Origin of the sequence: Caenimonas terrae (assembly GCF_042655405.1) — a bacterium.
Taxonomy (GTDB): Bacteria; Pseudomonadota; Gammaproteobacteria; order Burkholderiales; family Burkholderiaceae_C; genus Ramlibacter; species Ramlibacter terrae_A.
The window spans coordinates 185,724-212,483 of sequence record NZ_JBHSMF010000015.1 but is presented as its reverse complement, the minus strand read 5'-3'; the positions used below and the strand labels follow the sequence as shown (position 1 = coordinate 212,483).

24 protein-coding genes are annotated in these 26,760 nt (G+C 67.0%); 9 read left to right on the top strand and 15 right to left on the bottom strand.

Annotation, left to right across the window (positions count from 1 at the left end; translation table 11 throughout):
* Nucleotides 1-39 precede the first annotated feature (39 nt).
* The 5 genes from pilQ to ACFPOE_RS22980 are packed head-to-tail and all read right to left on the bottom strand — an operon-like array spanning nt 40 to nt 5,066.
* Nucleotides 40-2,145, bottom strand: a complete 2,106-nt coding sequence (gene pilQ, locus ACFPOE_RS23000) for a type IV pilus secretin PilQ (protein WP_376852681.1) — start codon at nt 2,143-2,145, stop codon at nt 40-42.
* 14 nt (nt 2,146-2,159) lie between these two features.
* Nucleotides 2,160-2,702, bottom strand: a complete 543-nt coding sequence (locus ACFPOE_RS22995; protein WP_376852680.1) for a pilus assembly protein PilP — start codon at nt 2,700-2,702, stop codon at nt 2,160-2,162.
* Entirely contained in the window at nt 2,699-3,373 is a 675-nt protein-coding gene (locus ACFPOE_RS22990; RefSeq protein ID WP_376852679.1) for a type IV pilus inner membrane component PilO, read from the bottom strand. The genes ACFPOE_RS22995 and ACFPOE_RS22990 overlap by 4 nt, the downstream gene beginning before the upstream one ends.
* A 2-nt stretch (nt 3,374-3,375) precedes the next feature.
* A complete protein-coding gene (locus tag ACFPOE_RS22985; RefSeq protein WP_376852678.1) occupies nt 3,376-3,990 on the bottom strand; it encodes a PilN domain-containing protein in 615 nt (204 codons plus the stop codon).
* Nucleotides 3,987-5,066: a pilus assembly protein PilM gene (locus ACFPOE_RS22980; RefSeq protein WP_376852677.1), complete on the bottom strand. Its 1,080-nt coding sequence runs from the start codon at nt 5,064-5,066 to the stop codon at nt 3,987-3,989. The genes ACFPOE_RS22985 and ACFPOE_RS22980 overlap by 4 nt, the downstream gene beginning before the upstream one ends.
* A 258-nt stretch (nt 5,067-5,324) precedes the next feature.
* Here ACFPOE_RS22980 and ACFPOE_RS22975 point away from each other — a divergent pair, with 258 nt between their 5' ends.
* On the top strand, nt 5,325-7,763 hold the full coding sequence (locus ACFPOE_RS22975) for a penicillin-binding protein 1A (RefSeq protein ID WP_376852676.1): 2,439 nt from the start codon (nt 5,325-5,327) through the stop codon (nt 7,761-7,763).
* Nucleotides 7,764-7,778: 15 nt separating this feature from the next.
* Here the strand turns inward: ACFPOE_RS22975 and cyaY are convergent, their stop codons facing one another.
* On the bottom strand, nt 7,779-8,108 hold the full coding sequence (gene cyaY / locus ACFPOE_RS22970; protein ID WP_376852675.1) for an iron donor protein CyaY: 330 nt from the start codon (nt 8,106-8,108) through the stop codon (nt 7,779-7,781).
* Nucleotides 8,109-8,120: 12 nt separating this feature from the next.
* Here cyaY and lptM point away from each other — a divergent pair, with 12 nt between their 5' ends.
* Together lptM and lysA are read left to right on the top strand one after the other, a co-directional pair.
* Nucleotides 8,121-8,366: an LPS translocon maturation chaperone LptM gene (gene lptM / locus ACFPOE_RS22965; RefSeq protein ID WP_376852674.1), complete on the top strand. Its 246-nt coding sequence runs from the start codon at nt 8,121-8,123 to the stop codon at nt 8,364-8,366.
* Nucleotides 8,363-9,640 carry a diaminopimelate decarboxylase gene (gene lysA, locus ACFPOE_RS22960; protein WP_376852673.1) on the top strand — a complete coding sequence of 426 codons (1,278 nt, stop codon included), beginning with the start codon at nt 8,363-8,365 and terminating at the stop codon, nt 9,638-9,640. The genes lptM and lysA overlap by 4 nt, the downstream gene beginning before the upstream one ends.
* Here the strand turns inward: lysA and ACFPOE_RS22955 are convergent.
* From ACFPOE_RS22955 to ACFPOE_RS22935, 5 genes are all read right to left on the bottom strand, one after another.
* Nucleotides 9,620-10,315, bottom strand: coding sequence for a protein-methionine-sulfoxide reductase heme-binding subunit MsrQ (locus ACFPOE_RS22955; RefSeq protein WP_376852672.1), 696 nt, complete (start codon nt 10,313-10,315; stop codon nt 9,620-9,622). The genes lysA and ACFPOE_RS22955 overlap by 21 nt on opposite strands.
* A complete protein-coding gene (msrP, locus tag ACFPOE_RS22950) occupies nt 10,315-11,310 on the bottom strand; it encodes a protein-methionine-sulfoxide reductase catalytic subunit MsrP (protein ID WP_376852671.1) in 996 nt (331 codons plus the stop codon). Before msrP ends, ACFPOE_RS22955 begins: the two co-directional genes overlap by 1 nt.
* 78 nt (nt 11,311-11,388) lie before the next feature.
* Nucleotides 11,389-12,714 (bottom strand): c-type cytochrome biogenesis protein CcsB, encoded by a 1,326-nt coding sequence (ccsB, locus tag ACFPOE_RS22945; RefSeq protein WP_376852670.1) that lies wholly within the window; start codon nt 12,712-12,714, stop codon nt 11,389-11,391.
* A complete protein-coding gene (locus tag ACFPOE_RS22940) occupies nt 12,711-14,834 on the bottom strand; it encodes a cytochrome c biogenesis protein ResB (protein WP_376852669.1) in 2,124 nt (707 codons plus the stop codon). Before ACFPOE_RS22940 ends, ccsB begins: the two co-directional genes overlap by 4 nt.
* A gap of 89 nt (nt 14,835-14,923) precedes the next feature.
* The gene (locus tag ACFPOE_RS22935) at nt 14,924-15,604 is read right to left on the bottom strand and encodes a c-type cytochrome (protein ID WP_376852668.1); all 681 of its coding nucleotides are present in this window, start codon (nt 15,602-15,604) and stop codon (nt 14,924-14,926) included.
* Nucleotides 15,605-15,683: 79 nt separating this feature from the next.
* On the opposite strand from ACFPOE_RS22935, the gene yihA reads away from it, so the two are divergent.
* Together yihA and ACFPOE_RS22925 are read left to right on the top strand one after the other, a co-directional pair.
* Nucleotides 15,684-16,367 (top strand): ribosome biogenesis GTP-binding protein YihA/YsxC, encoded by a 684-nt coding sequence (gene yihA / locus ACFPOE_RS22930; protein ID WP_376852667.1) that lies wholly within the window; start codon nt 15,684-15,686, stop codon nt 16,365-16,367.
* Complete coding sequence (locus tag ACFPOE_RS22925; RefSeq protein WP_376852666.1) at nt 16,337-17,284, top strand: alpha/beta fold hydrolase; 948 nt, start codon at nt 16,337-16,339, stop codon at nt 17,282-17,284. Before yihA ends, ACFPOE_RS22925 begins: the two co-directional genes overlap by 31 nt.
* A gap of 35 nt (nt 17,285-17,319) precedes the next feature.
* Here ACFPOE_RS22925 and ACFPOE_RS22920 read toward each other — a convergent pair whose 3' ends face one another.
* Nucleotides 17,320-18,186 (bottom strand): LpxL/LpxP family acyltransferase, encoded by an 867-nt coding sequence (locus ACFPOE_RS22920; RefSeq protein ID WP_376852665.1) that lies wholly within the window; start codon nt 18,184-18,186, stop codon nt 17,320-17,322.
* Nucleotides 18,186-19,004 (bottom strand): lysophospholipid acyltransferase family protein, encoded by an 819-nt coding sequence (locus ACFPOE_RS22915; RefSeq protein ID WP_376852664.1) that lies wholly within the window; start codon nt 19,002-19,004, stop codon nt 18,186-18,188. The genes ACFPOE_RS22920 and ACFPOE_RS22915 overlap by 1 nt, the downstream gene beginning before the upstream one ends.
* 134 nt (nt 19,005-19,138) lie before the next feature.
* Between ACFPOE_RS22915 and metK the strand changes: the two genes are divergently transcribed.
* The gene (gene metK, locus ACFPOE_RS22910) at nt 19,139-20,323 is read left to right on the top strand and encodes a methionine adenosyltransferase (RefSeq protein WP_376852663.1); all 1,185 of its coding nucleotides are present in this window, start codon (nt 19,139-19,141) and stop codon (nt 20,321-20,323) included.
* A 92-nt stretch (nt 20,324-20,415) separates the two neighbouring features.
* On the opposite strand, the gene ACFPOE_RS22905 is transcribed toward metK, so the two are convergent.
* Together ACFPOE_RS22905 and ACFPOE_RS22900 are read right to left on the bottom strand one after the other, a co-directional pair.
* A complete protein-coding gene (locus ACFPOE_RS22905; RefSeq protein WP_376852662.1) occupies nt 20,416-21,306 on the bottom strand; it encodes a hypothetical protein in 891 nt (296 codons plus the stop codon).
* On the bottom strand, nt 21,303-21,767 hold the full coding sequence (locus ACFPOE_RS22900) for a hypothetical protein (protein WP_376852661.1): 465 nt from the start codon (nt 21,765-21,767) through the stop codon (nt 21,303-21,305). The genes ACFPOE_RS22905 and ACFPOE_RS22900 overlap by 4 nt, the downstream gene beginning before the upstream one ends.
* Nucleotides 21,768-22,011: 244 nt before the next feature.
* On the opposite strand from ACFPOE_RS22900, the gene ACFPOE_RS22895 reads away from it, so the two are divergent.
* From ACFPOE_RS22895 to ligD, 3 genes are all read left to right on the top strand, one after another.
* Nucleotides 22,012-22,983, top strand: a complete 972-nt coding sequence (locus tag ACFPOE_RS22895) for a ferritin-like domain-containing protein (RefSeq protein WP_376852660.1) — start codon at nt 22,012-22,014, stop codon at nt 22,981-22,983.
* Nucleotides 22,984-23,004: 21 nt separating this feature from the next.
* On the top strand, nt 23,005-24,072 hold the full coding sequence (locus tag ACFPOE_RS22890) for a DNA topoisomerase IB (protein WP_376852659.1): 1,068 nt from the start codon (nt 23,005-23,007) through the stop codon (nt 24,070-24,072).
* 83 nt (nt 24,073-24,155) lie between these two features.
* Nucleotides 24,156-26,747: a DNA ligase D gene (gene ligD / locus ACFPOE_RS22885; RefSeq protein ID WP_376852658.1), complete on the top strand. Its 2,592-nt coding sequence runs from the start codon at nt 24,156-24,158 to the stop codon at nt 26,745-26,747.
* Nucleotides 26,748-26,760 lie beyond the last annotated feature (13 nt).

The following is a 26,760-nucleotide window of genomic DNA, read 5'->3' as shown; positions in this document are numbered from 1 at the left end:
CTTCCTTTTCCAACTGCTTCAGGTAAGAGAGGGGTAGGTCTAACGCGCTGCCGCGCGGTCTGCAATCATCTTGGGGGTAATGAACACCAGCATTTCCTGCTTGCTGGACGTCCGCTGCTTGTTCTTGAACAAATTGCCGACGGCCGGCAGGTCGCCAAGGAACGGCACCCTGGCCTCGTTTTCGGTTTCCGTCAGTTCGAAGATACCGCCGATGACCACGGTTCCGCCATTTTCGACCAGCACCTGCGTCTTAATATGCTTGGTATTGATAGCAATTCCCGCTGCCGTCGTTTCGCCGCGACTATCCTTGTTGATGTCCAGGTCAAGAATGATGTTGCCTTCCGGCGTGATCTGGGGCGTGACCTCGAGCCTCAAGGTGGCGCGGCGGAAGGCCACGGAGGTGGCGCCGCTCGAAGTTGCCTGCTGGTAGGGGAATTCCGTTCCCTGCTCGATCGACGCCTTGGTTTGGTCGGCGGTCACGATGCGCGGGCTCGACACCAGCTTGCCTTTTCCGTCGGCTTCCAGCGCCGACAGCTCCAGGTTCAGGAACCGGTTGGCGGCTGCGCTGAACAGCGAGATTGCGAAGCTCGATGGGGTGAAGCCGCCCTGCCCCACGGCGGGCAGGTTCACGAAGGTCGTGTTGGTGGTGTCCAGCGTGCCGGAGCTTTCGCCGGTGGTGGCTGAAACCGCGTTATAGGTCCCGCCCAGCGCGATCCGGTTGCTTCCGCTCACCTGGTAACCCGGGTCGCCGCCGCGCACCCCGCGCAGGTCGCTGCCCCCGAGTCGCACGCCCAGGGACTTGCCGAAGGTGTCCGACGCCTCGACGATCCGCGCCTCGATCAGGACCTGGCGGACCGCGATGTCGAGTTTTGCGATCAGCTGCTGCACCTGCTCCAGGCGACCCGGCACGTCCGTGACGAACAGCTGGTTGGTCCGGGGCTCGGCGATCACGCTGCCGCGGATGCTCAGGATCCGTGCCGCGCCGGTGCCGGTCGTCAATTGCGCAGCGATCTCGGTGGCCTTGGTGTAATTGAGCTGGAACGACTGGGTGCGCAAGGGCTCCAGGTTCTGGATGGCGGCCTGCGCCTCGAGCTCGAGCTTCTCCTTGGACGCGATTTCGTCCTTCGGCGCGATCCACAGCACATTGCCGCTCTTGCGCATGCCCAGGCCCTTGGCCTGCATGATGATGTCCAGCGCCTGGTCCCACGGCACGTCCTTCAGCCGCAGCGTCACCGCGCCCGTCACCGAATCGGAGGTCACGATGTTGAAGTTGGTGAAATCGGCAATCACCTGCAGCAGCGACCGCACCTCGATGTTCTGGAAGTTCAGCGACAGCTTCTCGCCGCTGTAGCCCGGGCCCTGCGTCAGCTTGTTCGGGTCGATCTTCTGTTGCCGGACTTCGACCACGAACTGGTTGTCGCTCTGGTAGGCGCTGTGCTCCCAGGCGCCCTTGGGCTCGATCACCACCCGGACGCGGTCGCCGGTCTGGAACGTGGTGACGGTCTGCACCGGCGTGCCGAAGTCCGAGACATCCAGCCGGCGGCGCAGGCCTTCCGGCAGCGTGGATTTGAGGAATTCGACCACCAGGGTCTGGCCCTGCTGGCGGATGTCGACGCCGACCTGGTTGTTCGGCAGGTCGACGACCACCCGGCCTGAACTGTCCGGGCCGCGGCGGAAATCGATGTCGCGCAGGGGCTGGGTGTCGCGGTTGCGGCTCTCGGCGAACACCGGCACGCTGCTGGGCGTCGGCGCCGCGGCGGACACCGGCTCCAACGACACGATCAGCGACTTGCCCACCAGCGTCGCCTTGTAGGCGGTCGGCGACTTGAGATTGAGGACCAGTCGGGTCCGCTCACCGGCCTGCACCACGTTGACGGACCGCACGTTGCCCTGGTTGATGTCGACGGTGGAACGGCCCAGGCCGTTCGAGGCGCCCGGGATGTCGAGCGCGATGCGCGCGGGCGCCTGGATTGCAAAGCCGGCCGGGACCGCGTCCAGTGGCTGCGAAAAGTCCACGCGCACAACTTCGACGCCGCCCTGCACCGAGCTGGAAACCGCTTCCACCACCGTCTGCGCCTGGGCGGCCAGCGCGCCGGCCGCCAGCAGCAACCCCACGCACATCTGCCACGCTCGCCGCAACGTCATCCAGCTATGTATGTTCATTTTGCCCTCTCTTGCAGTTGCAGTTTGGCTGTGCGCTCGATCCATTCGCCGCCGGCGTCCTGCACGATTTCGCGCAGGGTCACTTCGGTCTCTCCCACCTTGGTGATCTTTCCGTAGTTCTGGCCCAGGTAATTGCCCGGGCGAACCTGGTACAGGAGGTTGTCAACCTTGATCAGGGCCACCGGCTGGCCCTGCTTGACCAGGCTGCCGACCATGCTCATCGAGTCCAGCGGGAAGCTCTCCAGCGGCTCCTTGCGGCGCGCCAGTTCAGGCGCCACCAGGGCGGCGTTGGCGCTGACCTGCGACGAATCGCGCTTGAGCGCCTCGGTCAGCTTCTGGCTGCTGAACGGGTCGGTCGCCGCTTCCTGGGTATAGGCCTGCGGCGTGAATTTCTTGGGCTCCGGGATCGGCTGCACCTGGGGCTTGGTCTGGTTGCGCTGGTCCGTCATCCATTGCTGGAGCTCTTCCTGGCCGGATGACCCGCAGCCAGCCAGCAAGGCGATCAGTGCGGCGCATGCGCCGACGCGTCGATAGATCATTTCTTCTTCGCTCCGGCAGGAGTGGCTTTGCGTTGGGCCGCAACCTCGTCGCTGTCCAGGTAGCGGAACGTCTTGGCAGTCGCCTCCATCTGCAGCTGGCCGTCGCGGGTGGGAAGGATGCTCAGGTTGTTCAGCGTGACGATGCGGGACAGATTGGCGACGTCGGAGGCAAACGAACCGATGTCGTGATAGCGGCCCGACACCCGCAGCGCGATCGGCAGCTCGGCGTAGTACTCCTTGGCGCTCACGCTGCCGGGCCTGAACAGCTCGAAGCGCAGGCTGCGGCCGAGGCCCGCCTGGTTGATGTCGGACAGCAGCGCATCCATTTCGGCCTTGCTGGGCAACTGCTTTTCGAGCTGCGTCACGTACTGCTGGACCTGCTCGCGCTGCTTCTTGAGGGCATCGAGGTTGACCGCCTGGACCAGCTTCTTCTGGTAGTCGTCGCGCAGCGTGACTTCCTTGGCCCGCTCGGCCTCGAGTTCGGCGTCGGAGTTATTCAACCAGACGAACCAGAGCGCCACCACGATCGCCACCATCAGCACGAAGCACAGCGCGAAGCGCGGAATCGCCGGCCAGGAGGACGGGTCGTTGGGATTGAGTCCCTGGAACTGGGACTTCAGCTGCTGCTGAAGTTCCGCGAAGTTGAGCTTGGACGGAGTCTTGTCGGCCATGGTCAGGTCTTTCCCGGAGCGGATGCGGCACTGGCGCCGCCAGCGGCCTTCTGCGCCTCGCTGGACCGCAACAGCCTGACCTTCATCTGGAAGTTGGAGACCCGCCGCTGCTCTTTGCCCAGAGGAACGGTGCCGGACACGATCTCGATGAGTTCCGGCTTGGTCAGCCAGGGGCTGTTGTTGCCCAGGTTGCGCAGCAGTTCGGAAACGCGCTCGTTCGACTGGGCGACGCCCTGGATCGACACGACCTGGTTCTCCTGCTTCATGCTGGTGATGAAGACGCCGTCGGGTAGCTGCCGCACCATTTCGTTGAGCAGGTGGACCGGCAAGTTGCGATCGGCCTGCAGGTCTTCCACGGCCTGTTGCCGGGCCCGCAGTGCCGCGATCTCTTCCTGCAACGTGGCGATGTCCTTGATCTGGCCCTCGAGGCGCTTGATCTCGGTCTGCAGCACCACGTTCTTTGCCTGCTGGTTGGAGATCTGCGCGGCGTACCAGAGGAAGATGCCGCCGGCGATGACACCGCCCATCAGGGCGGACACGCCGAGCGTGGCGAAGAACGCCTCGCGCCGGCGCTTGCGGGCAGCCTCGCGATGAGGCAGCAGGTTGATCAGGATCACTGCAGGAACCTCCGCATGGCCAGGCCACAGGACGTGAGGTACGACGGTGCCTCACGGCGCATCTTCTTTTCCCGCACCCCGTCGCCGATCTGCATGCCTTCGAACGGGTCGGCCAGCATGCACGGGAACGACGTCTGGGCCGTCACGGTCTCGGTCAGGCCGGGAAGCGCTGAAGAGCCGCCGGCGAGCATCACGTAGTCCACCCGGTTGTGCGGGGTACTGGTGAAGAAGAATTGCATTGCGCGGGCGATTTCCTGGGCCATGCTGTCCACGAAGGGCTTGAGCACGCCCGCGTCGTAGTCCTCCGGCAGGTCGCCGTTGCGCTTCTTGGTTTCCGCCTCTTCCGGGGAGAAGCCGTACTGCCGCACGATCAGCTGCGTCAGCTGGGCGCCGCCGAAGGCCTGGTCCCGGTCATACAGGACTTCGTCGTTGCGGATGACCTGCATGCTGGTGGTAAATGCGCCGACCTCGAACAGCGCAACCATCGTGTCCACGCCGCGGTTGGGCAGCGCTTCGATCAGCCGGCCGGCCGCCAGGCGGGACGCATAGGATTCCACGTCGATGATCACCGGCTTCAGGCCTGCGGCCTCGGCCAGGCCTTGCCGGTCCTGCACCTTCTCGCGGCGCGAGGCGGCGATCAGGACTTCGACATCGCCCGCAGAAGTGGGGCTGGGGCCGATCACGCAGAAATCCAGGCTCACCTCATCCAGCGAGAACGGGATGTACTGGTTGGCCTCGGTTTCCACCTGGACCTCCAGGTCCTGCTCGCTCATACCGCCGGGCAGGATGATCTTCTTGGTGATGACCGCCGAGGGCGGCAGCGCCATGGCCACGTTGCGCGTGCGGGTGCCGCTCTTCTTCACGACGCGACGCATGGCCTCGGCCACCTCATCGAACTTCTCGACGTTTCCGTCGGTGATCCAGCCCCGCTCGAGGGGCTCGATCGCACAGCGCTCCAGAACCAGATTGCCTTCCTTGTCCCGGCCCAGCTCGACCAGCTTGACGCTAGAAGAACTGATGTCCAAGCCCAGCAAAGGCGCCGGCTGGCGGCTAAACAACGACCCCAGTAAGCTCACGACTGTCTCCTGATACCCCGGATTTCGCGGCGTAACAAAGTTAAGAAATCACTTCAATGCTAGCTGCAACATCCTTGTCCCGCAAAGGGATTTTCTATTTCGGACCCAACAATCGTTGCCAAAACCCGACGCCTTGACCTGCAATAATGGGCGGTGGACCGCCGGCATCCGGCGGACCGCCCGACCCTGCTCCCCGCCCTAACGAGCCCCGCATCAGGCCCATTTCTATAATGGCCGCGGGACGTCAACTGGACCTGTATGCCTTCCGATTCCTCATCCGATGCGTCTGCCACGTCGTCCGGTCCGTCTGCGCAACCCGCCCTGCGCAGCCGCCTCATGCGAGCTCTGCTGTGGATCGGCGGGCTGTTCCTGGCGGGCCTGCTCAGCGTTATCACTATCGTAGGAGTGGCGCTGGCGGTTGCCTACCCAAATCTTCCTGATATCTCCGATCTGTCGGATTACCGCCCAAAATTACCGCTGCGCATCTATTCCTCCGAGGGGCTGCTGATGGGGGAATTCGGCGAGGAGCGCCGCAACCTCACGCCGATCCGGGAAATCCCCAAGGTGATGGTCAACGCGGTGCTCGCCATCGAGGACGCACGCTTCTATTCCCATGGCGGCGTCGACTACAAGGGCCTGATGCGCGCGGCACTGGCCAACCTGGGGCGCGTCAAGAGCCAGGGCGCTTCCACCATCACGATGCAGGTGGCCCGCAACGTCTATCTCTCCTCGGAAAAGACCTTCACCCGCAAGCTCTATGAAGTGCTGCTGACGTTCAAGCTGGAACACCTGCTCTCCAAGGACCAGATCCTGGAGATCTACATGAACCAGATCTTCCTGGGCAACCGTGCCTACGGCTTTGCCGCCGCCTCGGAGGCGTACTTCGGCAAGCCGATGAAGGAACTGACCATCGCGGAGGCGGCCATGCTGGCCGGACTGCCGAAGGCGCCCTCCGCGTACAACCCGATCAGCAACCCGAGCCGCGCACGCTCGCGCCAGCAATACATCATCGAGCGGATGCTGGAGAACGGCTTCATCACCGCTGCGCAAGCCGAGGCCGCCAAGAAGGAGGAACTGCATGTGCGCAGCGGCGGCGACAATACGAAAGTGCACGCGGAGTACATCGCCGAAACCGTGCGGCAACTGGTCTATGCCCAGTACGGCGACGAAACCTACACCCGCGGCCTGAACGTCTTCACCACCGTCAAGGCCGAGCAACAGGACGCGGCCTACCGTGCCCTGCGCAAGGGCATCATGGATTACGAGCGGCGCCAGATCTACCGCGGCCCCGAGGAATTCATCGACCTGCCGGCCGACCCCAAGGAAGCCGAGGACGCCATCGACGACACCCTGGCCGAGCATCCGGACAACGGCGATGTGCTGGCTGCGGTGGTGCTGGAAGCGGGCCCGAAGAAGATCGTCGCCGTGCGCCAGACCGGCGACCAGATCGACATCGTCGGCGAAGGCCTGCGGCCGGCCCAGTCCGGCCTGTCGGACAAGGCGCCGCCCAAGATCAAGATCCGCCGCGGCGCCGTCATCCGGATCGCCAAGACGCCCAAGAACACCTGGGAGATCACGCAGTTGCCGGAGGTCGAAGGCGCTTTCATCGCGCTGGACCCGCGCGACGGCGCGATCCACGCCCTGGTGGGCGGCTTCGACTTCAACAAGAACAAGTTCAACCACGTGACCCAGGCCTGGCGCCAGCCGGGCTCGGGCTTCAAGCCGTTCATCTATTCCGCGGCGCTGGAAAAAGGCTTCACGCCGTCGACCATCATCAACGACGCCCCGCTCTTCTTCGACGCCGGCGTGACTGGCGGCCAGCCCTGGGAGCCGAAGAATTACGACGGCAAGTTCGAGGGCCCGATGCCGCTGCACCGGGCGCTGGCCCAGTCCAAGAACATGGTGTCGATCCGGATCCTGCAGGCGGTCGGTGCCCAGAACGCGCAGGACTGGATCACGCGCTTCGGTTTCGATGCCGACAAGCATCCGCCCTACCTGACGATGGCGCTGGGCGCCGGGTCCGTCACGCCCATGCAGATGGCGCTGGGCTACTCGGTGTTTGCCAACGGCGGCTACCGCGTCAATCCGTGGCTGGTCACCAAGATCACGGACCAGAAGGGCAAGGCGCTGGTGGAGAGCCAGCCGCCGCTGCCCAACGAAGCGGTCCGCGCGATCGATGCGCGCAATGCCTTCATCATGGACCGCCTGCTGCAGGAAGTGGCCCGTTCGGGCACCGCCGCCAAGGCGCAGCGCGACCTCAAGCGGCCCGACCTGTACGGCAAGACCGGCACCACCAACGATTCGATCGACACCTGGTTCAACGGCTTCCACCAGACGCTGGTCGCGATCGTCTGGATGGGCTATGACAATCCGCGTTCGCTGGGCGACCGCGAGACCGGCGGCGGCCTGAGCCTGCCGGTCTGGGTCAATTTCATGGAGACGGCGCTCAAGGGCGTCCCGATCATGGAACCGTCGGCGCCGGCGGGCGTGGTCAATGTGGGCGGGGAGTGGTATTTCGAGGAGTACGCGCGCGGCAACGGTGTCGCCTCGCTCGGCACGGCACCCGCGGCGCCGGTGGGACCGCCGCCGCCGCCGGAGGACAAGAGCCTGCTGAACTCCGATGGCATGCCGCCGCCGCGCCAGCCGCTGCCGGCCACCGACGAGCGCAAGAGCATCCTGGACCTGTTTCGCAACTAGCCCGCGCGGCCAGGTTCAGCCCTCGAATGTCAGCGGCTGCCCGGCCTGCTCGCTGGCGTAGCGCGCCAGGTGCGCGAAGAATTCGCCCTGCCCCTTGGTGTCGCTCCACTGCGAGCCGTCGAACCGGTAGTGAAAGCCGCCGGCCCGCGCCGCCATCCACACCTCCTGCAGCGGCTTTTGCAGGTTGACGACGATCTGGGTGCCGTTGCGAAACGAGAGCGTCACCATGCCGCCGACCCGCTGGTTGTCGATGTCGGCGTCCGATTCGTCGTTGATTCGGTCGCAACTCTGCTCGACCCGCGCCAGCAGCGCCTCGGCGCGATCCATGAATTCCAGGTCGGTCATTACAATTTCACCATGTTGAAAGTTTGCCGAATTCTAGTGAGCGCCCCGCTGCGCCGCCTTGCCCTTGCGGCAATCGTGGTCGCGCCGCTGGTGGCCTGCGGCCAGAAAGGGCCGTTGTTCATCCCCACCGACCCGGCCGCGCAGAACCGCGCCACGCTGACGGAGTCGGTCCGCCCGGCGGCCGCGACGCCGCCGGCCTCGCCCGCGTCCGCGCCCCCTGCGACCGGCACAGCCTCGCCCTTGCCCGTCCCCCAATGATCCCATCCCAGCTTCCCGGCCGCCCGCATTTCGACATGGTCGGGGGCGAGCTTTGCGTCGAGGGCCTGCCCCTGGCCACGCTGGCGCGCCAGTTCGGCACGCCCCTGTTCGTCTATTCCAAGGCGGCGATGCTGGAGTCGCTGGCGGCATACCGGCGCGGCTTTGCCGGCCGCAACGCGAGCATCTGCTACGCGATGAAAGCCAATTCCTCGCTCGGCGTGCTGCAGGTGTTCGCGCGGGCCGGCTGTGGCTTCGACATCGTGTCCGGCGGCGAACTCGAACGGGCACTCGCCGCCGGCGCAGCGCCCGGGGACATCATCTTTTCGGGCGTGGGCAAGACCCGCGCCGAAATGGCACGGGCGCTGCAGGTTGGCATCGGCTGCTTCAACGTCGAAAGCGAAGCCGAACTCGAAGTGCTCAGCGAGGTGGCCACTGCGGCGGGCAAGTCCGCGCAGGTGAGCATCCGCGTCAACCCGAATGTCGATCCCAAGACCCATCCCTACATCTCCACCGGCCTGAAGGGCAACAAGTTCGGCGTGGCCCACGAGCGCGCCCTGCACGCCTACCAGCGCGCGGCGGCGCTGCCGGGCCTGAAGGTGGTCGGCATCGATTGCCACATCGGCTCGCAGATCACCACGCAGGCGCCCTACCTCGACGCCATGGACCGCATCCTGGACCTGGTCGAATCGGTCGAGGCCGCCGGCATCCCGCTGCCCCACATCGACTTCGGCGGCGGCCTGGGCATCGACTACAACGGCGACGAGCCGCCCAAGGCCGACGCGCTGTGGAGCGCGCTGTTCGCCAAGATCGACAGCCGCGGCTTCGGCGACCGCAAGTTCATGATCGAACCCGGGCGCTCGCTGGTCGGCAACGCCGGCGTCTGCGTCACCGAGGTGCTTTACCTCAAGCCGGGCGAGCAGAAGAATTTCTGCATCGTCGATGCCGCCATGAACGACCTGCCGCGCCCGGCGATGTACCAGGCCTTCCACGCGATCGTGCCGCTGCGGCAGGGCAATGGCCCATCGAGCGTCTACGACGTGGTGGGGCCGGTCTGCGAGAGCGGGGACTGGATCGGCCACGGGCGCGCGCTGGCGGTCGACCAGGGCGACCTGCTGGCCGTGATGTCGGCCGGTGCCTATTGCATGAGCATGGCCAGCAACTACAACACCCGGGGCCGCGCCGCCGAAGTGCTGGTCGACGCCGGCAAGGCCCACCTGATCCGCGAGCGCGAGAGCCCGGCGGACCAGATGCGTTCAGAGCGCCTGCTGCCCTGAGCCCTTGCGCGGCCGCAGCGCGCCCTGGGCCGCGCCAGCGGCAACGCGCTTCTTCCTGGCGTACTGGACGAGGCGCCAGCCGAGCAACACGCCGATGATCGCCGCATAGACCGCGACCTCGGCGAAGTTGTGCTTGCCGGCCCGCATCCAGAAGAAGTGCAGCAGGGCCAGGCCGGCGATCACGTAGACCAGCTTGTGCAGCGCCTGCCAGCGCCGCGCGCCCATCGCCTTGACCGCGCGGTTGAACGAGGTTGCCGCCAGCGGCGTGAGCAGCAGGAAGCCGCTGAAGCCCACCAGGATGAAGGGCCGCTTGGCGATGTCCTTGGCGATGTCGGCGACGTCGAAGCCCATGTCGAACCAGCTGTAGCTCAGAAGGTGCAGCACGACATAGAAGTAGACGAACAGGCCGATCATCCGGCGCAGCCGCGCCAGCGCCGGCGTGCCGGTGATCACCCGCAGCGGCGTCACCGCCAGCGTCAGGCACAGGAAGCGAAGCGTCCAGTCGCCGGTGGCGCGGATCAGGTATTCGGCCGGGTTGGCGCCCAGCTGGTTGGTCAGCGCGCCGTAGAACAGCCAGCCGAAGGGCAGCAGCGCCGCCACGAACAGCACCGGCTTGGCCGCCGGATGCAGGAGCAGCGCCGCCACCGACAGGCGCTTGGCGGTGCCGGCTGCCATCAGAAGTTCTTCTTCAGGTCCATCCCGGCGTACAGCTGCGCCACCTGCGCCTCGTAGCCGTTGAACATCAGGGTCTTGCGCTTCTTGGCGAACAGGCCGTCTTCGCCGATGCGGCGCTCGGTGGCCTGGCTCCAGCGCGGGTGGTCGACCTGCGGGTTCACGTTCGAGTAGAAGCCGTACTCGTTGGCCGCCGCCTTGTTCCAGGCGGTCTGGGGCTCCTTGTCGGTGAAGCGGATCTTCACCAGCGACTTGGCGCTCTTGAAGCCGTACTTCCACGGCACCACCAGCCGCACGGGCGCGCCGTTCTGGTTCGGCAGCACCTCGCCGTACATGCCGAAGGCCAGCAGCGTCAGCGGATTCATCGCCTCGTCCATCCGCAGCCCTTCGGCGTAAGGCCAGTCCAGCACGCGCGAGCCGACGAAAGGCATGGTCTTGGGATCGGCCAGGCTGATGAACTCGACGAATTTCGCGTTGCCCTGCGGCTCCACCTTCTCGACCAGCTTGGACAGCGAGTAGCCGACCCAGGGAATCACCATCGACCAGCCCTCGACGCAGCGCAGGCGGTAGATCCGTTCTTCCTGCGCGCTCAGCTTCATCAGGTCTTCCAGCGAGTACTTGCCGGGCTTCTTCACCAGGCCCTCGATCTCCACCGTCCAGGGCGTGGTCTTCAGGGTGTGGGCGTTCTTGGCCGGATCGGACTTGTCGGTGCCGAACTCGTAGAAATTGTTGTAGCTGGTGGCGTCCTTGTAATCGGTCACCTTTTCCATGGTGACGGCGCCGGGAACGGCCGACTTGGCAGCGGCGATCGCGGCCAGCCTGCCCGGCCTGGACGCCTGGGCGAACGCCTGCCGCCCGGCCCAGGACGCCAGCGCGGCGCCGGCCACGCCGCCGGCCATCAGCCGCATCAGTTCACGGCGATCGCGATAGATCGCCTCGGGGGTGATTTCGCTGGAGACGGGATGGACGAACCCGTCGCGGTGGGTCTTGATCAGCATGGCTAGATTCCTTGTGGGGCCGGTGCGGTGAATACGCAGGCCATTCTCACAAGGATTCAACAACCGTGCCGAAGTTGCCTAGAGCGTCCCGTAGCTGTGGAGGCCCGACAGGAACATGTTCACGCCCAGGAAGGCGAAGCTGGTGACGGCCAGGCCCGCCAGCGCCCACCAGGCCGAGACCGTGCCCCGCAGGCCCTTCATCAGCCGCATGTGCAGCCAGGCGGCGTAGTTCAGCCAGACGATCAGGGCCCAGGTTTCCTTCGGGTCCCAGCTCCAGTAGCCGCCCCAGGCTTCGGCAGCCCACAGGGCTCCCAGCACGGTGGCGATGGTGAAGAAGGCGAAGCCGACGGCGATGGACTTGTACATCACGTCGTCCAGCACTTCCAGCGGCGGCAGCTTGGAAGCGATGCGCTGCCGCCCGAACAGGATGCCGCCGACGATCAGCGCCGAAATGCCGAAGTACACCGCCCAGTAGCTGCTGGCGCCTTCCACCGTCTTGCGAAACACCACCGGCTCGAAGCAAAGCACCACGCCCAGCAGCCACAGGGGCGCCAGCTTGTACCAGCGCGTCTGGCCGGCCTGCAGCTTGATCAGGTAGGCGAAGGCCACCATCGCCGACAGCGCGAAGGTGCCGTAGCCGATGAAGTTGGCCGGGACATGCAGCTTCATCCACCAGCTTTTCAGCGCCGGCACCAGCGGCTGGATCTCGTGGGCCTCGCGCACGACCGTGTACCAGAGCAGGAAGCCGACCGCGGCGCTCACCACCAGCATCACGAAGGCGCCGAGCGCGCGCGTCTTGTACTGGTCTTCGAAGTACAGGTAGAAGGTGGTGGTCAGCCAGCAGAACAGCACGAACACCTCGTACAGGTTGCTCACCGGGATGTGGCCGATGTCGGCGCCCAGCAGGTAGCTTTCATACCAGCGCACCAGCGAGCCGATCAGCGCCATCGCCACCGCCGCCCAGGCCAGCTTCGAGCCGATGGCGGCCATGGTGGCGCCCTCGCCGCGCGATGCCATGCCGATCCAGTAAAACGTTGTGCTCATGAACACCAGCATGCTCATCCAGAGGATGGCGGACTGGCTGGACAGGAAGTATTTCAGCCAGAAGACGCTGTCCGCGCGCGCCAGGTTGCCCTGGTACGAAGCGATCCCCAGCAGCGCGAAGGCCGCCGCGACCAGCATCAGGATGCGCAGCGGGCGCCAGAACCAGCCGATCCAGATCGCCGCCGGCATCGCGGCCAGCAGGATGCCCTTCTCGTAGACGTCCATGTACGCCGAATAGCGGGAGAACCCGAACAGCCCGCCGGCCACCACAATGGCGGCGAACAGCCAGTCCAGCCAGTTGCGGCGCGCGAAGAAGCCTTCGTTCAGGTCGAAGGTGGCGGTGGTAGTAGCGGTGTTCATGCTGCGAGCCCCATGAGTTTGTCTTTCAGCACGGCGAATTCGCGGTCCGTGTCCATCGTCTTGCGGTTGCTTGACAAGGCGATCGTGGCCTGGGCCCCGCCGTCGCGCGGCGCCAGCCAGACCCACACCCGGCGTTCACGAACATACAGCATTGCAAATACACCCAGGATCAGCAGGGCGCAGCCCAGGTAGACGATGTTGCGGCCGGGGCTGCGCGTGACCTGGAACACGCTGGCCTGCACCTGCGTGAAGTCCTTGAGTTCGAAGGCGATCGGTGCCGGATACAGGTGGGCGTCGCTCAGCGCCAGCACCGCCTGGCTCATGAAAGCCTGGGTCTTTTCGCTCGGTTCCAGCGGCGCCAGCTTGTCCTGCTCGCGGGTGATCTGGGCCAGCTCGAACAGGGCGCCGCTCAGGATTCGCACCAGCACCTCGCCGGCGCGGGCACGCTCGGCTTGCGGCACATTGGTTTCCATGAATTCGGAGATCGCCTGCAGGCCACCCCTGGGCACGCCCTCCTTGCCCGACGGGGGGTCGCCGGCGAACAGCGCCAGCGCCCGCGAGGCGGACGCCGCCAGCTGGCCGGCCAGTTCGGGACGCGAGGCGTCGGTGGCCTTGGCGGCATAGCGGCGGACCGCCTGTTCCCGCAGCGCCGGATCCAGCAGCGCCAGCCGCAGGCGCACGAATCCATTGATGCCGCCCTGGTCGTCCACCGGGATCCGCAGGTAGCGGAAGGGGTCGGCCGGGGTGTCGCGAATGCCCATCAGGTAGACCGGCACGCCGTCGCCCATGTCGACCGGCAGCATGTAATTGTTGAATTCGCGCGCCTGGCCGGCGGCGTCGCGCAGCTTGTAGCTGACGCTCGGGCCGACGTTGCGCAGTTCCTTCTTCGTCACCGTCTTGTTGGCGGCGCCCAGGCGCGAATCGATCGACTGCCGCAGGTCCACCTTGCGCACGTCGGTGCCGCTGCCGTCGCCCGCCCCGGCGCCGAAATTCTCGACGTTGATGACGCGCAGCCCGGTGAACTCCAGCGTCATCTTGTCGGCGGTGTCGCCGGCGCCGCGCACCAGCTGCGTGCTGGCGCCGATGGTGCCCTCGACCTCGAACGGCTTGCTGGCCGCGTTCATCGGCACCGCCTGCAGCTTGACCCGCGAGCCGCCGTCGTCGAAGCTCGATTGGTAGATCTCGATGCCGTGGTAGCTGGCCGGATGGTTCACCTCCACCCGCGCCGGGACCTGCTTGCCGGTCTCGCGGTCGTGGATCACGATGTCGCTGGCAAACAGCTTGGGCATGCCGGTGGAGTAGTACTCAACGATGAACTTCTTCAGCTCGATCGAGAACGGCAGGTCCTGCAGCAGGATGCCGTCGGACTGGTTGACGATCGCGGTGGACGACTGCGTGCCCTCGGCCACCAGCAGGTTGCCGCGGAAGGTCGGATTGGAGGCCGCCAGCCGGTGTTCCGGCTTCACGTCCGCGATCATCCCGCCCCCGGTGTAGGGGGTCTTGCCGTTGAACAGCATCTGGGCCCGCACGATCAGGTCGCCATCGAGCAAGCCGCCCAGGCAGACCAGCACGATCGCGCTGTGGGCGGCGATGTAGCCCAGCTTGTTGGCGGCGCCGGCCTTGGCCGCCACCATCCAGCCGCCCTCGCGCTGCTGCAGCCGCACCTTCCAGCCGCCGCCGGACAGGGTCTTGCCGATCCGCTGGGCGGCTGCCTCCGGCGCCAGCGGCAGCGGCGCGGTGGCGCGGTGGTGGAACGCCTGCAGGCTCTGCTCGCGCATGTTCTCCTTGAACGCCTTCAGGTCCGTGATGATCTTGGGCGTGTTGCGGGCGATGCACAGCGAGGTGCTGGTCACCAGGAAGGCCAGGATCAGCAGGAACCACCAGGCGCTGTAGACCGCGTTCAGCTTCACCGCCAGGAACACCGAGGCCCAGAACGGGCCGAACTGGTTGACGTAGTTGACCAGCGGCTCGTGCTGCTTGAGCACCGTGCCGATCACCGACGCGATGCAGATCACGGTCAGCAGCGAAATCGAGAACCGCATCGACGACAGCAGTTCCACTGCGCCGCGAAGACCGGGCGAGCCGCTGCGCACGCGAAGGCCCTGGGTGGAAACAGTCATTGGATGGATGGAAGGAAAAAAGGCGGGTATCCGCAGATCCCGCCTTGGGTAGTGTCCTGGAGGGCGGGGTTGGTTCCCGCGGGCCCCGCTTATCTCAAACCGGCGATGTAGTCGGAGACGGCGCGGATTTCACGGTCATTGAGCCTGGCGGCGACCTGCACCATGATCGGGCCGTTCTTGCGCACCCCGTCGCGGAAGGCGGTCAGCTGGGCGGCGGTGTAGTCGGCATGCTGGCCGGACAGGCGCGGGAACTGCGAGGGCAGGCCGGCGCCGTTCGGGCTGTGGCAGCCGGCGCAGGCCGCCACCTGGCGGTCGGCGATGCCGCCGCGGTAGATGCGCTCGCCCATCGCGACCAGGTCCTTGTCCTTGGCGAAGCCCGCCTTGCCCTTCTTGGAGGTCACCCAGGCGGCGATGTTCTTCATGTCGGCGTCGCTCAATTGCGAAGCCATCGGCTGCATGATCGGGCTGGGGCGCTTGCCGGACTTGAAGTCCTGCAGCTGCTTGACCACGTATTCGGGATGCTGCTGCGCCAGCTTGGGGTTGGCCGGGACGCCCGAATTGCCGTCGGCGCCGTGGCAGGCGGCGCAGACCGCGGTGAACTTCGCTTCGCCCTGGACCAGGTCCGGCTTGGCCTCGGCGGGGGCGGCAGGAGCGGCCGCAACGGCGCCGTGCCCGGCCGGCGCGGCGGCCGGCTTTTCATCCGCTGCCGACGCGGACAGGGAGGTCGCCGCCAGCGAGGCGGCCATCAGCAGGGATGCGAGAAGCTTCATATCGAGTTCGGTCTATTGGCGCAAAACCTCGTGATTCTACAATGCCCTCCCTGGGTTCCCCCCGACACCGAAGCTCTCCATGACCAAGCCCGCGCCCCCGCAAGAGAGCCGCCCCGCCCCCGAGAAGGACCCCGCCACCGTGGCGATGGGCTGGCTGCACACCGCCAAATTCCTGACGACCGCGCCCACGCTCGAATTCCTGCCGCCGCACGACTACCCCGAGATCGCCTTCGTCGGCCGTTCCAACGCCGGCAAGTCGACCTGCATCAACACCCTGACGCAGCAAAAGCGCCTGGCCTTCGCCTCCAAGACGCCCGGCCGCACCCAGAGCATCAACCTGTTCACCCTGGGCAAGCAGGGCGTCACCGACGCGGTGCTGGCCGACCTCCCAGGCTACGGCTATGCCGCCGTGCCAAAGCAGGACAAGCTGCGCTGGCAACAGGTGATGGCCAACTACCTGGTCTCGCGCGAGAACCTGCGCGGCGTGGTGCTGCTGGTCGATCCGCGCCACGGCCTGACGGAGCTGGACGACATCCTGCTGGAGGTGATCCGGCCGCGGGTCGAGCAGGGGCTGAAATTCCTGCTCCTGCTGACCAAGGCCGACAAGCTCAATCGCAGCGAACAGACCAAGGCGCTGTCGATTGCGCGACTGCAGGCCGGCGGCGGCGAGGCGAAACTGTTCTCCGCGCTGAAGAAGCAGGGGGTGGAAGACGCCGCCATGCTGCTTTGGCAATGGATCCATCCGGCCCCGGAGACAGCGTGACCATCGAGACCTTCCAGCAGCCGCTGCCGCATGGCATCACCCTGAGCTGCCGCGCCGCCGGCGAGCCGGGACGGCCGGTGCTGATGTTCCTGCACGGGTTCCCGGAGGCCGCGTTCGTCTGGGACCCGCTGCTGGAGCACTTTGCGCGGCCCGAGCATGGCGGCTACCGCTGCATCGCGCCCAACCTGCGCGGCTACGAGCGCTCCAGCGCACCGGCGGACGTGAAGGCCTATCGTGCCAAGCCCCTGGTGCAGGACATCGCGGCGCTGATCGGCGTCGTCGGTTCCCCGCTCGAATGCCTGGTGGCGCACGACTGGGGCGGCGCGGTCGCCTGGAACCTGGCCAACCAGCTGCCGCAGCTGACGAAGCGGCTGGCGATCGTCAACTCGCCCCACCCCGGCACCTTCCTGCGCGAGCTCAAGGGCAATCCGAAGCAGCAGGCCGCCAGCGCCTACATGAATTTCCTGATCCGGCCGGACGCCGAGCGCCTGCTGGCGGAGAACGACTTCGCCCGGATGTGGCCGTTCTTCGCCCACGCCGGGACGCCTGCCGCGTGGCTGACCGAGCCGGTGAAGAACCAGTACCGCGCGGTGTGGAGCGGGCCGGCCGGCAGCGCCCCCGGTGCAGGCCTGGTCGGCGGCTGCAATTACTACCGCGCCTCGCCGCTGCGGCCGCCGCGGCCGCAAGACGCCGGCGCCGCCGCGATCGAGCTGCCCATGGCGATGCTGACCGTGGACATCCCGACGCTGGTGCTGTGGGGCCTGGACGACGTCGCCCTGCCGCCGGAACTGATCGAGGGCCTGGAGCAGTACATCGCCCATCTCACGCTGGAGAAGGTCGAAGGCGCCAGCCACTGGATCGTGCACGAGCGGCCGGAATTCGTCGCCGCGCGGCTGGCGAATTTCCTGGGTGCCTAGCCGCTCGGACCGCGCCGGACGCCGTCCCCAAGATCTCAGTAGATCCCCGGCACGCCAGGCGGGCGGCTCTTGAAGCGCTTGTGCACCCAGTAGTACTGGTCGGGCATCGTGTCGATGTACTCCTGCAGCCGAAGATTCATCAACGCGGTGTCCGCCGTCACGTCGCGGGTCGGGTAGTCCTTCCAGGCCGGCATTACGACCACGTCGTAGCCTTGCGGCGTCATCCGCGCCACCACCGGGACCACCTTGGCGCCGCCCAACCGCGCGAAGCGCGAGAGCGAGGGCAAGGTGGCGGCCGGAACGCCGTAGAACGGCACGAAGACCGACTCCTCCACCCCGAAATTCATGTCGGGCAGCAGGTACAGCGGCGAGCCGCCGCGCAGGGCGGAAACGATGTCCTTGACGCCGTCCACCCGGCCGAAGGGACGGGCGGTCTCGAAGCGCTGCCGTCCCTGCAGCATCCAGGCGTCGACGATCTTGTTGGACTGGTCGGTGTAGATGCCGGTGAAGCGGCGCGGCAGTTGCTGCGTCACCGCGGTCCAGCCCGCGTCCATGCCGACGAAATGCGGCGCGAAGATCACGATCGGCGTGTCGCCGTCGAATTCCGAGACGGCGCCGGTGACGTGCAGGCGGCGCCGCACCACCTCCGGCTTGCCGTGCCAGAGCCAGGCGCGGTCGAACCACGCCTGGGCGAAGCGCACGAAGATCTTCGGCACCAGGGCCGCGCGCTGCTGCGGGCTCCATTGCGGAAAGCACTGGTCCAGGTTGGCCCGCGCCACCCGCCGGCGCGAGCCGATCAGGACATACAGCACCCAGCCCAGCGCCCAGCCCAGCGCCCGCAGCCACGCCAGCGGCAGCGGCGCCAGCGCCCGCATCAGCAGGACTCCGAGGCGGCTGAACATCAGCGGGCCTCCGCCGGCGCCTTGTAGCGCGCATAGCCCCAGAGATATTGGCTGGGGCATTCGCGGATCAGCGTTTCCATCAGCGCATTGACCTGCGCCGCTGCCGCCGCCGGATCGGCCGCCAGGGTCGGCGGCGCAGCGCGCAGGTGGATCCGGTAGCCGCGGCCCCAGGGCAGCCGCTCGCCCCACGCCAGCAGGATGCGGGCGCCGGTCTGCTGCGCCAGCCGCGCCGGCAGCGTCATCGTGTAGGCGGCACGGCCGAAGAACGGCGCCCACTCGCCCAGCCCCAGCGGCGGAACCTGGTCGGGCAGCAGGCCGACCGCCTCCCCCGCCTTCAGCGCCTTGAGCATCTGCTTGACGCCGGCCAGCGTGGTGGGCGCGGTGGCCAGCTGCGGCCGGCCGCGCGCGGTGTCCACCATCTCGCGCAGCCAGGCCTTGCGCGCCGGCCGGTACAGCACGGTGATGCGGCCATGCTGGGCCGCATAGGCCTGGGCCGTCGCCTCGAAGCAGCCCAGGTGCGGCGTCAGGAATACCACGCCGCGGCCGGCGGCGCGCGCCTGCTCGATCAGGCCGGCGCCGTCCCATTCGATCCGCGGCGGCCGTCCGAACCACAGGCGCGGCGTCTCGGCGATCAGCGCGCCGGCGCCGGCGATGGCCCGCCGCACGTCGGCCAGGCGCAGGCCGGCCTGCGCGGCGTTGGCCAGAAATCGGCGGCGGTAGACCGGCGAAGCGAGGAAGGCAACCCAGCCGAGCAGCCCGCCCAGCATGTGGAGCAGGAACAACGGCAGCGCAGACAGCAGGCGGAACAGGGTTTTCAATCGGATTAAAATCTGCTGGTCGCCGAGTTATGAACTACTTGCAGGGCGACGTTAAAAAAGATCTGCTAAAGCGTTCGCCCCAAGCTCCGGCACAAGGCAACGCGCCTTGCAACCAACCGACGGAGTTTATTCAAATGGCGAACGACTTTCTCTTTACTTCCGAATCCGTGTCCGAAGGCCACCCCGACAAGGTGGCCGACCAGATCTCGGACGCGATCCTGGACGCGATCTTCAAGCAGGACCCGCGCAGCCGCGTGGCAGCCGAGACGCTGACCAACACCGGCCTGGTGGTGCTGGCCGGCGAGATCACCACGCAGGCCAACGTCGATTACATCCAGGTCGCGCGCGACACGCTCAAACGGATCGGCTACGACAACACCGAATACGGCATCGACTACAAGGGTTGCGCCGTGCTGGTGGCCTACGACAAGCAGTCCAACGACATCGCCCAGGGCGTGGACCACGCCAGCGACGACCACCTCAACACCGGCGCGGGCGACCAGGGCCTGATGTTCGGCTATGCCTGCGACGAGACGCCCGAGCTGATGCCCGCGCCGATCCACTATGCCCACCGGCTGGTGGAGCGCCAGGCGCAGCTGCGCAAGGACGGCCGGCTGCCCTTTCTGCGCCCGGACGCCAAGAGCCAGGTGACGATGCGCTATGTGGACGGCAAGCCGCACAGCATCGACACCGTGGTGCTGTCGACCCAGCACAGCCCGGACCAGAGCGAGACGCCCAAGAAGATGAAGGCATCTTTCATCGAGGCGATCATCGAGGAGATCATCAAGCCGGTGCTGCCCAAGGAGTGGCTCAAGGAAACCAAGTACCTGATCAACCCGACCGGCCGCTTCGTCATCGGCGGGCCGCAGGGCGACTGCGGCCTGACCGGCCGCAAGATCATCGTCGACACCTACGGCGGCGCCTGCCCGCACGGCGGCGGCGCCTTCTCGGGCAAGGACCCGAGCAAGGTGGACCGCTCGGCCGCCTATGCCGCGCGCTACGTCGCCAAGAACATCGTCGCCGCCGGCATCGCCCGCCAGTGCCAGATCCAGGTGGCCTACGCGATCGGCGTGGCCAAGCCGATGAACATCACCGTGTACACCGAAGGCACGGGCGTGATTCCGGACGACCAGATCGCCTCCCTGATCCACGACCATTTCGACCTGCGGCCCAAGGGCATCATCCAGATGCTGGACCTGCTGCGCCCGATCTACGAGAAGAGCGCCGCCTACGGCCACTTCGGCCGCGAAGAGCCGGAGTTCACCTGGGAGCGCACCGACAAGGCTGCCGCGCTGCGTGCAGCGGCTGGCCTCAAATAATTGAGGCCAGCAACCGCGCAGCGGTTCGGCAGACTTGGTGGCCACTCATATCGCGCAGCGATGTGAGGTGGCGACACAAGGCCCCAGGAGTGTCACTGGATCAGCGCCTGCTGGCGCTCGACCTCGTTGCGCTTCATCGCCACGTAGGTCGGCCGGTCCATCTCGCGCAGCTGGCGCGGATAGCGCTCGGTGGCGTTGAACCAGCTCTGGATGCGGCGCTCGGCCCGCTGGCCCTCGGGGGCGCTGAGCGAATCGAGATAGGAATCGATCGCCAGGTAATAGCGCATCGCATTGCGCTCCACTGCGCCGCGCACGCCGCCCATGTACACCGGTTGGCCATTGGCGTCCCTGCCGGTCACGCTGAAGCCGACCTTGTCCGCGCCGGCGGTGGCGAGGTAGGCCTGCATCGCCACCCTGCCGGCGAAGCCGTAGCCGTACGAATAGCTCAGGTGCATGAAGGTGCGCTTGTCGTCCAGCGGCACCGCAGAGATCACGATGTGGTAGTCGCGCGTTCCGATCGGCCCTTCCTTGGAGCGCAGCCGGCTCTCGAAGTAGTCGGGCGTGGCGGCCACGCCGCGGTAGGAGAACTGCAGCTTGTACGCGTCCTGCACCGGCTGGTCGAACTTGCGGCCGATGCGCACCATCAGGTTGGTGCCGCCGTCACCGCTCACCGCATGGCAGTACTTGGTGTTGAACGGCAGGATCAGGATGTCGCACCAGTTTTCCGGGGTCTTGAGCTCACCGCTGAGGGTGCTGAACGGGTGATCGAGCACCGCATAGACGTCGCCCTTGAGGTTGTCGCCGGCCTGGGCCGATTCGATCACCAGCGGACGCTTGAACGGATTGCTGGCGAGCTGCTCGCGCAGTTCGGCGTGCTTGGCGCGCAGCCCCGCGGCGTCGTCGGCCATCGCGTGCATCGAGGCAGCGCCGATGGCGAGGACGGCGGCGGCGCGGGTCAGCCCGGCCAGAAAGCGGTGGATCATTGGTGGCTCCTAGAGTTGTCCAGTTGTTGCGGCGGCAGCAGGCGGCTGGGACGCAGGTCCTCTTCCAGCACTTCCACCACGTCCAGCTGGATCCCGCCGGCGAACAGCGAGTGCGGCTGCACGCGATAGAGGAAGCGCCCTCGCTGCCCCAGCTCGAGGCACATCCTGAGCTGGGGGTCCTGGACCTTTTCCCAGGCCCGGATCAAGCGCGTCCGCACCAGGTTGTCGCTGCACTGGAGAGAGCACAGCTTGTGGTGGTTGTGGACGAAATTGACCGCGTCGAGGTAGGCCGGGGAGCTCTTGTTGCGCAACTGGAAATTGGTGGACAGGTCGATTGTGATGGTCAGCTCCGCGTCTTCGAGCAGCAGGGAAAGATTGCGGCCGATCAGGCGGTCGCTGCCTTCACCGTATTTGTAAGCGAGGTGAAGCTGGGTTGGGGTCTTGCGCAGCGACTGCTTCATGGCGGAGCCTTGCCAACAGGGTGCCCCGCGATTGCGCCAGCAGCTGTAGGACAAGCCAGCGACCCCCTGTGAGCGCCGCCATGCGCTGCGCCCGCCCACAGTGGGAAAGTTCCTACAGCCTTTGTCGCGCTTTGCCTGACGGCCGCGGCTGGGGCATGGACCGCAAGATGACATCACACATGACGCCGCCACGTTGCGGCATTGCGTGATCATCCATCCCCATTGACTGACGAAGGAGCACCCCATGGCTGCTGAAGAACGAGATTTGAACCGCGACCCGATCACCGACGAACCCGGGGCGCATCCGGTCGGAACCGGCATCGGTGCCACCGGCGGTGCCGTCGCCGGCGCGACGGTCGGTGCCATCGGCGGGCCGATCGGCATGGCCGTCGGCGGCGTGGTCGGCGCCGTGGTCGGCGGACTGGCCGGCAAGGCAGCGGCAGAGTCGGTGAACCCGACGGCCGAGGAAGCGTACTGGCGCGACAACTATTCGCGCGAACCCTACTATGAGTCGGGCCGCGCCTTCGACGAGTACGCCCCTGCGTACCGCCTGGGCGTGACCGGCCGCACCCGCTACGACAGCTGGGACCTGGCCGAGCCGAGCCTGGCGTCCGAATGGGAATCGACCCGCGGCGGCTCCAGCCTGTCCTGGCCGCAGGCCAAGAACGCCAGCCGCGCGGCATGGAACCGCGTCGACACCACGCTCAAGACCGGTGGCGCCGCCGCTGCAGTGGGCAAGGCGCAAAGTGCCGGCAACATGTCGGGCGACACCGACGATGTGGTCGACGCACTGCAGGACCTGGTCGAATGCTGCAAGGACGGCGAGTACGGCTTCCGCGCCTGCGCCGAGCAGGCCAAGCGCTCCGACCTGAAGTCCACCTTCCTGCAGCGTGCCGACGATTGCCGCAGCGCCGCGCAGGAACTCAACGAGCAGATCCGCAGCCTGGGCGGCTCGATCGAGGAGCACGGCAGCGCGATGGGCGCCCTGCACCGCGGCTGGGTGGCGGTGAAGGCGACGCTCAGCACCTATGACGACAAGGCGGTGCTGGAGGAATGCGAACGCGGCGAAGACAACGCCAAGGCGCGCTACGCCAAGGCGCTGAAGCAGCCGCTGCCGGCTGCGGTCAAGCTGGTGGTGGAGCGCCAGATGCAGGGCCTGCAGCGCAACCACGACCAGGTCAAGATGCTGCGGGACCAGTTCCGCGCCGCTTCCTGATCGCGGGGCCGGGACGCCACCATGCTGCTGGCGTCCGGCTCCTTTGCCGAGACGGCACATCCCGAGGCCGGCGCCGTCCCCGCCGGCTTTTTCTATTCCAGCGACGCGCAGCCGGGCATCACCCGGGTGCGGCGTGGCAATGAATTCGCATACCGCGACAGCAAGGGCCGCTGGATCAAGGACGAAGCCCAGCTGGCGCGGATCCGCAAGCTCGCCATCCCGCCGGCCTACGAATCGGTCTGGATCTGCGCCTCTCCCAATGGCCACCTGCAAGCCACCGGCCGCGACGCCCGCGGCCGCAAGCAATACCGCTACCACCCGACCTGGCGCGAGGAACGCGACACCGGCAAGTTCGAGCGCCTGCTGCAATTCTCCAAGGCGCTGCCCGGGCTGCGGCGCAAGGTGCAGCGGCAGCTGGCGCAGAAGGAGCATTCGCGCGAGCTGGTGCTCGCCACGATCGTCCGCCTGCTCGACACGACGCTGATCCGCGTCGGCAACGACCAGTACGCCCGGGAGAACGGATCCTTCGGGCTGACCACCCTGCGCAACCGCCATGTGCGCATCCAGGGCGAGTCGCTGAGGCTCTCGTTCCGCGGCAAGAGCGGCGTGCGCCACGACGTCGAGGTCAAGGACCCGCGCGTGCTGCGCGTGGTGCGGCGTTGCCTGCACCTGCCCGGGCAGGAGCTGTTCCAGTACCGCGGCGAGGACGGCGAGCTGCACACCGTCGGTTCCGGCGACGTCAACGACTTCCTCGATTCGCTCTGCCCGGAGCACTTCACCGCGAAGGACTTCCGCACCTGGCACGGCAGCGTGCTGGCGCTGGACACGCTGCGCAAGTTCTGCGGCGCCTCGGGCGAGAGCTTCACCCTCAAGCAACTGCTGGCCGAGGTGGCGCACAGCCTGGGCAACACGCCGGCGGTCTGCCGCAAGGCATATATCCATCCGGGCGTGCTCGAACTGGGCATGAGACTCGCGGCGCTCAAGGGCCACGCCCTGTTCGACGAGCACGTTCCGGCAGCCAAGGGCGGCGGCTCCGGCCTGAGCGCCGCCGAGAAGCGGCTGGTGGCGCTGCTGGCCACGCTGCGTTAACCGCCCCTCACGCCGCAAAGCAGGCTTGTCCTACAGGTCCTGCCAGGACCAGCTCTTATCGTTGCAGCAGAAAAGAGACCGCCATGGACGATCGATCCTCCAGTGCCTTGAAGGCCTACCGCGACAAGCGCAACTTCGACATCACGCCCGAGCCGGCCGCAGGCGGCGTTCCCAACGAGAAGGAACGGGTGTTCGTGATCCAGAAGCACTGGGCCACCCGGCTGCACTACGATTTCCGGCTGGAACTCGATGGCACGATGAAGAGCTGGGCCGTGCCCAAGGGCCCGAGCTTCGACCCCGCGGACAAGCGCATGGCCGTCCATGTGGAGGACCATCCGCTGTCGTACAACCAGTTCGAGGGCACCATCCCGCCCAAGCAATACGGCGCCGGCAAGGTGATCATCTGGGACAAGGGGACCTGGGTGCCGGTCGGCGACCCGCGCCAGGGCTACCGGGACGGCAAGCTCAAGTTCGAATTGCGCGGCCACAAGCTGCACGGCCACTGGACGCTGGTGCGGATGAAGCAGCGCCCGGGAGAACGCCAGGAAGCCTGGCTGCTGATCAAGGAAAGGGACGAGCATGTGCGGCCGGCCGCCGAATTCAGCGTGGTGGATGAAATGCCCGACAGCGTGAAGGCGCTGCCGGACCGGCCGGCAGCGAAAGCCGGCGCGGCCGCCGCCCAGGCGGCAGCGGGCGCGCCGGCATCGGCCGTGGTGGACGGGCCGCCGCAGGGCGCGCGCAAGGCCGCACTGCCCGCGGAACTGCAACCCGAGCTGGCAACGCTGGTGGACAGCCCGCCGGCCGATCCGCACAACTGGATCTACGAGATCAAGTTCGACGGCTACCGCATGCTGACCCGCGCCGAGCGCGGCAAGGTGCGCCTCGTCACCCGCAACGGCAACGACTGGACCCACAAGCTGCCGCAGCTGGCGCAGGCGCTCGAAGGCATGGAGCTGCCCGACGGCTGGTACGACGGCGAGATCATCATGCCGGGCGACCGGGTGCCGGCGGACTTCCAGGCGCTGCAGGGCGCGTTCGACAGCGCGCGCACCGCCGACATCGTCTACTACCTGTTCGACATCCCCTACTGCGCCGGCTACGACCTGCGCGACGTGCCGCTGGAGCAGCGGCGCGAGGTGCTGCAGCGCGTGGTGGAGCGCCAGCCCGCCGCCAACGTCCGCTTCAGCGCGGTGTTCGACGCGCCGCCCCAGGAAATCGTCGCCTCCGCCTGCCGGCTCGGGCTGGAGGGCGTGGTCGCCAAGCGCCGCGATTCGGCCTACGTGACGCGGCGCTCCTCGGACTGGATCAAGCTCAAGTGCGGCCAGCGCCAGGAGTTCGTGATCGGCGGCTACACCGATCCCAAGGGTTCGCGCACCGGCATCGGCTCGCTGCTGCTGGGCGTCTATGACAAGGAAGGCCAGCTGCGCTACGCCGGCAACGTCGGCACCGGTTTCAACGAGCGCACGCTGCGCGACATCCGCGAGCGGCTGGACGCGCTGGCGGGCGACAAGCCGGCCTTCGCGCCGGATCCGGAACTGCCCCGCAATGCGCACTGGGTCAGGCCCGAACTGGTGGGAGAAGTCGCTTTCGGCGAATGGACCCGCACCGGACGCATTCGCCATTCGGTGTTCCATGGCCTGCGGGCCGACAAGAAACCCAAGTCCATCGTGCGCGAACAGCCCCGGCACGATCCGCCGCCGGACAAGCCGGCCAAGGCGAGCAAGGCGGCGAGCAGCGTGAAGCCGGCCAGGGCAGCCAAGGCGGCGGCCACCGCAGGCGTGGCGCCGGCGCTGCCGGCGTCGCTGCGGGTGAGCCATCCGGACCGGGTCATCGATGAAAAAAGCGGCACCACCAAGATCGAGCTGGTGCGCTACTACGCGCTGGTCGCCCCGCTCATCATGGAGCACCTGAAGGGCCGGCCGGTGTCGCTGGTGCGGGCCCCGGCCGGCGTCGGCGGCGAGCTGTTCTTCCAGAAGCACCTGGAGCGCTACGACATGCCGGGCGTGGAGCAGCTCGACCCGTCGTTCTCGCCGGACCACAAGCCGATGCTGGAAATCGCGACCGCGCAGGGCCTGCTGTCGGCGGCGCAGATGAACGTGATCGAGTTCCACACCTGGAATGCCGTCAAGAGCGCGATCGGCAAGCCCGACCGGATGACCTTCGACCTGGACCCCGGCGAAGGGGTGAGCTGGGCGCAAGTCCAGCAGGCGGCGCAGCTGGTGCGGGCCATGCTCGGCGAGCTGAAGCTGCCGGCCTTCGTCAAGACCAGCGGCGGCAAGGGCCTGCACGTGGTGGTGCCGCTCAAGCGGCAGTTCGACTGGGACACGGTGAAGGATTTTTCGGCCGCCATCGTGCAGCACCTGGCACGCACCATTCCCGACCGCTTCGTCGCCAAGAGCGGCCCGAAGAACCGTGTGGGCAAGATCTTCATCGACTACCTGCGCAACGGGTTCGGCGCGACCACCGCCTGCGCGTGGTCGGCCCGCGCCCGCCCGGGCCTGGGCATCTCGGTGCCCATCACCTGGGACGAACTCGATGGCCTGACCGGCGGCGACCAGTGGACCGTGAAGACGGTGCATGAGCGGCTCGACCAGGGAAATGCGCCGTGGCGGGACTACCAGGGCAGCCACGCCGCGCCCGCTGCGGCGATGAAGCTGCTGGGCTTCGCGCGCTGAAAGGACCCGCTTC

Excerpts from the sequence above, each read along its gene's own strand:
- ACFPOE_RS22990 (WP_376852679.1), bottom strand. The coding sequence starts at position 3,373 with ATGGCCGACAAGACTCCGTCCAAGCTCAACTTCGCGGAACTTCAGCAG.
- ACFPOE_RS22955 (WP_376852672.1), bottom strand. The coding sequence starts at position 10,315 with ATGGCAGCCGGCACCGCCAAGCGCCTGTCGGTGGCGGCGCTGCTCCTG.
- ACFPOE_RS22940 (WP_376852669.1), bottom strand. The coding sequence starts at position 14,834 with ATGACTGTTTCCACCCAGGGCCTTCGCGTGCGCAGCGGCTCGCCCGGT.
- pilQ (WP_376852681.1), bottom strand. The coding sequence starts at position 2,145 with ATGACGTTGCGGCGAGCGTGGCAGATGTGCGTGGGGTTGCTGCTGGCG.
- msrP (WP_376852671.1), bottom strand. The coding sequence starts at position 11,310 with ATGCTGATCAAGACCCACCGCGACGGGTTCGTCCATCCCGTCTCCAGC.
- ligD (WP_376852658.1), top strand. The coding sequence starts at position 24,156 with ATGGACGATCGATCCTCCAGTGCCTTGAAGGCCTACCGCGACAAGCGC.
- ACFPOE_RS22920 (WP_376852665.1), bottom strand. The coding sequence starts at position 18,186 with ATGTTCAGCCGCCTCGGAGTCCTGCTGATGCGGGCGCTGGCGCCGCTG.
- lysA (WP_376852673.1), top strand. The coding sequence starts at position 8,363 with ATGATCCCATCCCAGCTTCCCGGCCGCCCGCATTTCGACATGGTCGGG.
- cyaY (WP_376852675.1), bottom strand. The coding sequence starts at position 8,108 with ATGACCGACCTGGAATTCATGGATCGCGCCGAGGCGCTGCTGGCGCGG.
- ACFPOE_RS22975 (WP_376852676.1), top strand. The coding sequence starts at position 5,325 with ATGCCTTCCGATTCCTCATCCGATGCGTCTGCCACGTCGTCCGGTCCG.
- ACFPOE_RS22895 (WP_376852660.1), top strand. The coding sequence starts at position 22,012 with ATGGCTGCTGAAGAACGAGATTTGAACCGCGACCCGATCACCGACGAA.
- ACFPOE_RS22900 (WP_376852661.1), bottom strand. The coding sequence starts at position 21,767 with ATGAAGCAGTCGCTGCGCAAGACCCCAACCCAGCTTCACCTCGCTTAC.
- ccsB (WP_376852670.1), bottom strand. The coding sequence starts at position 12,714 with ATGAACACCGCTACTACCACCGCCACCTTCGACCTGAACGAAGGCTTC.
- metK (WP_376852663.1), top strand. The coding sequence starts at position 19,139 with ATGGCGAACGACTTTCTCTTTACTTCCGAATCCGTGTCCGAAGGCCAC.
- ACFPOE_RS22925 (WP_376852666.1), top strand. The coding sequence starts at position 16,337 with ATGGATCCATCCGGCCCCGGAGACAGCGTGACCATCGAGACCTTCCAG.
- ACFPOE_RS22905 (WP_376852662.1), bottom strand. The coding sequence starts at position 21,306 with ATGATCCACCGCTTTCTGGCCGGGCTGACCCGCGCCGCCGCCGTCCTC.
- ACFPOE_RS22890 (WP_376852659.1), top strand. The coding sequence starts at position 23,005 with ATGCTGCTGGCGTCCGGCTCCTTTGCCGAGACGGCACATCCCGAGGCC.
- lptM (WP_376852674.1), top strand. The coding sequence starts at position 8,121 with ATGTTGAAAGTTTGCCGAATTCTAGTGAGCGCCCCGCTGCGCCGCCTT.
- yihA (WP_376852667.1), top strand. The coding sequence starts at position 15,684 with ATGACCAAGCCCGCGCCCCCGCAAGAGAGCCGCCCCGCCCCCGAGAAG.
- ACFPOE_RS22995 (WP_376852680.1), bottom strand. The coding sequence starts at position 2,702 with ATGATCTATCGACGCGTCGGCGCATGCGCCGCACTGATCGCCTTGCTG.
- ACFPOE_RS22935 (WP_376852668.1), bottom strand. The coding sequence starts at position 15,604 with ATGAAGCTTCTCGCATCCCTGCTGATGGCCGCCTCGCTGGCGGCGACC.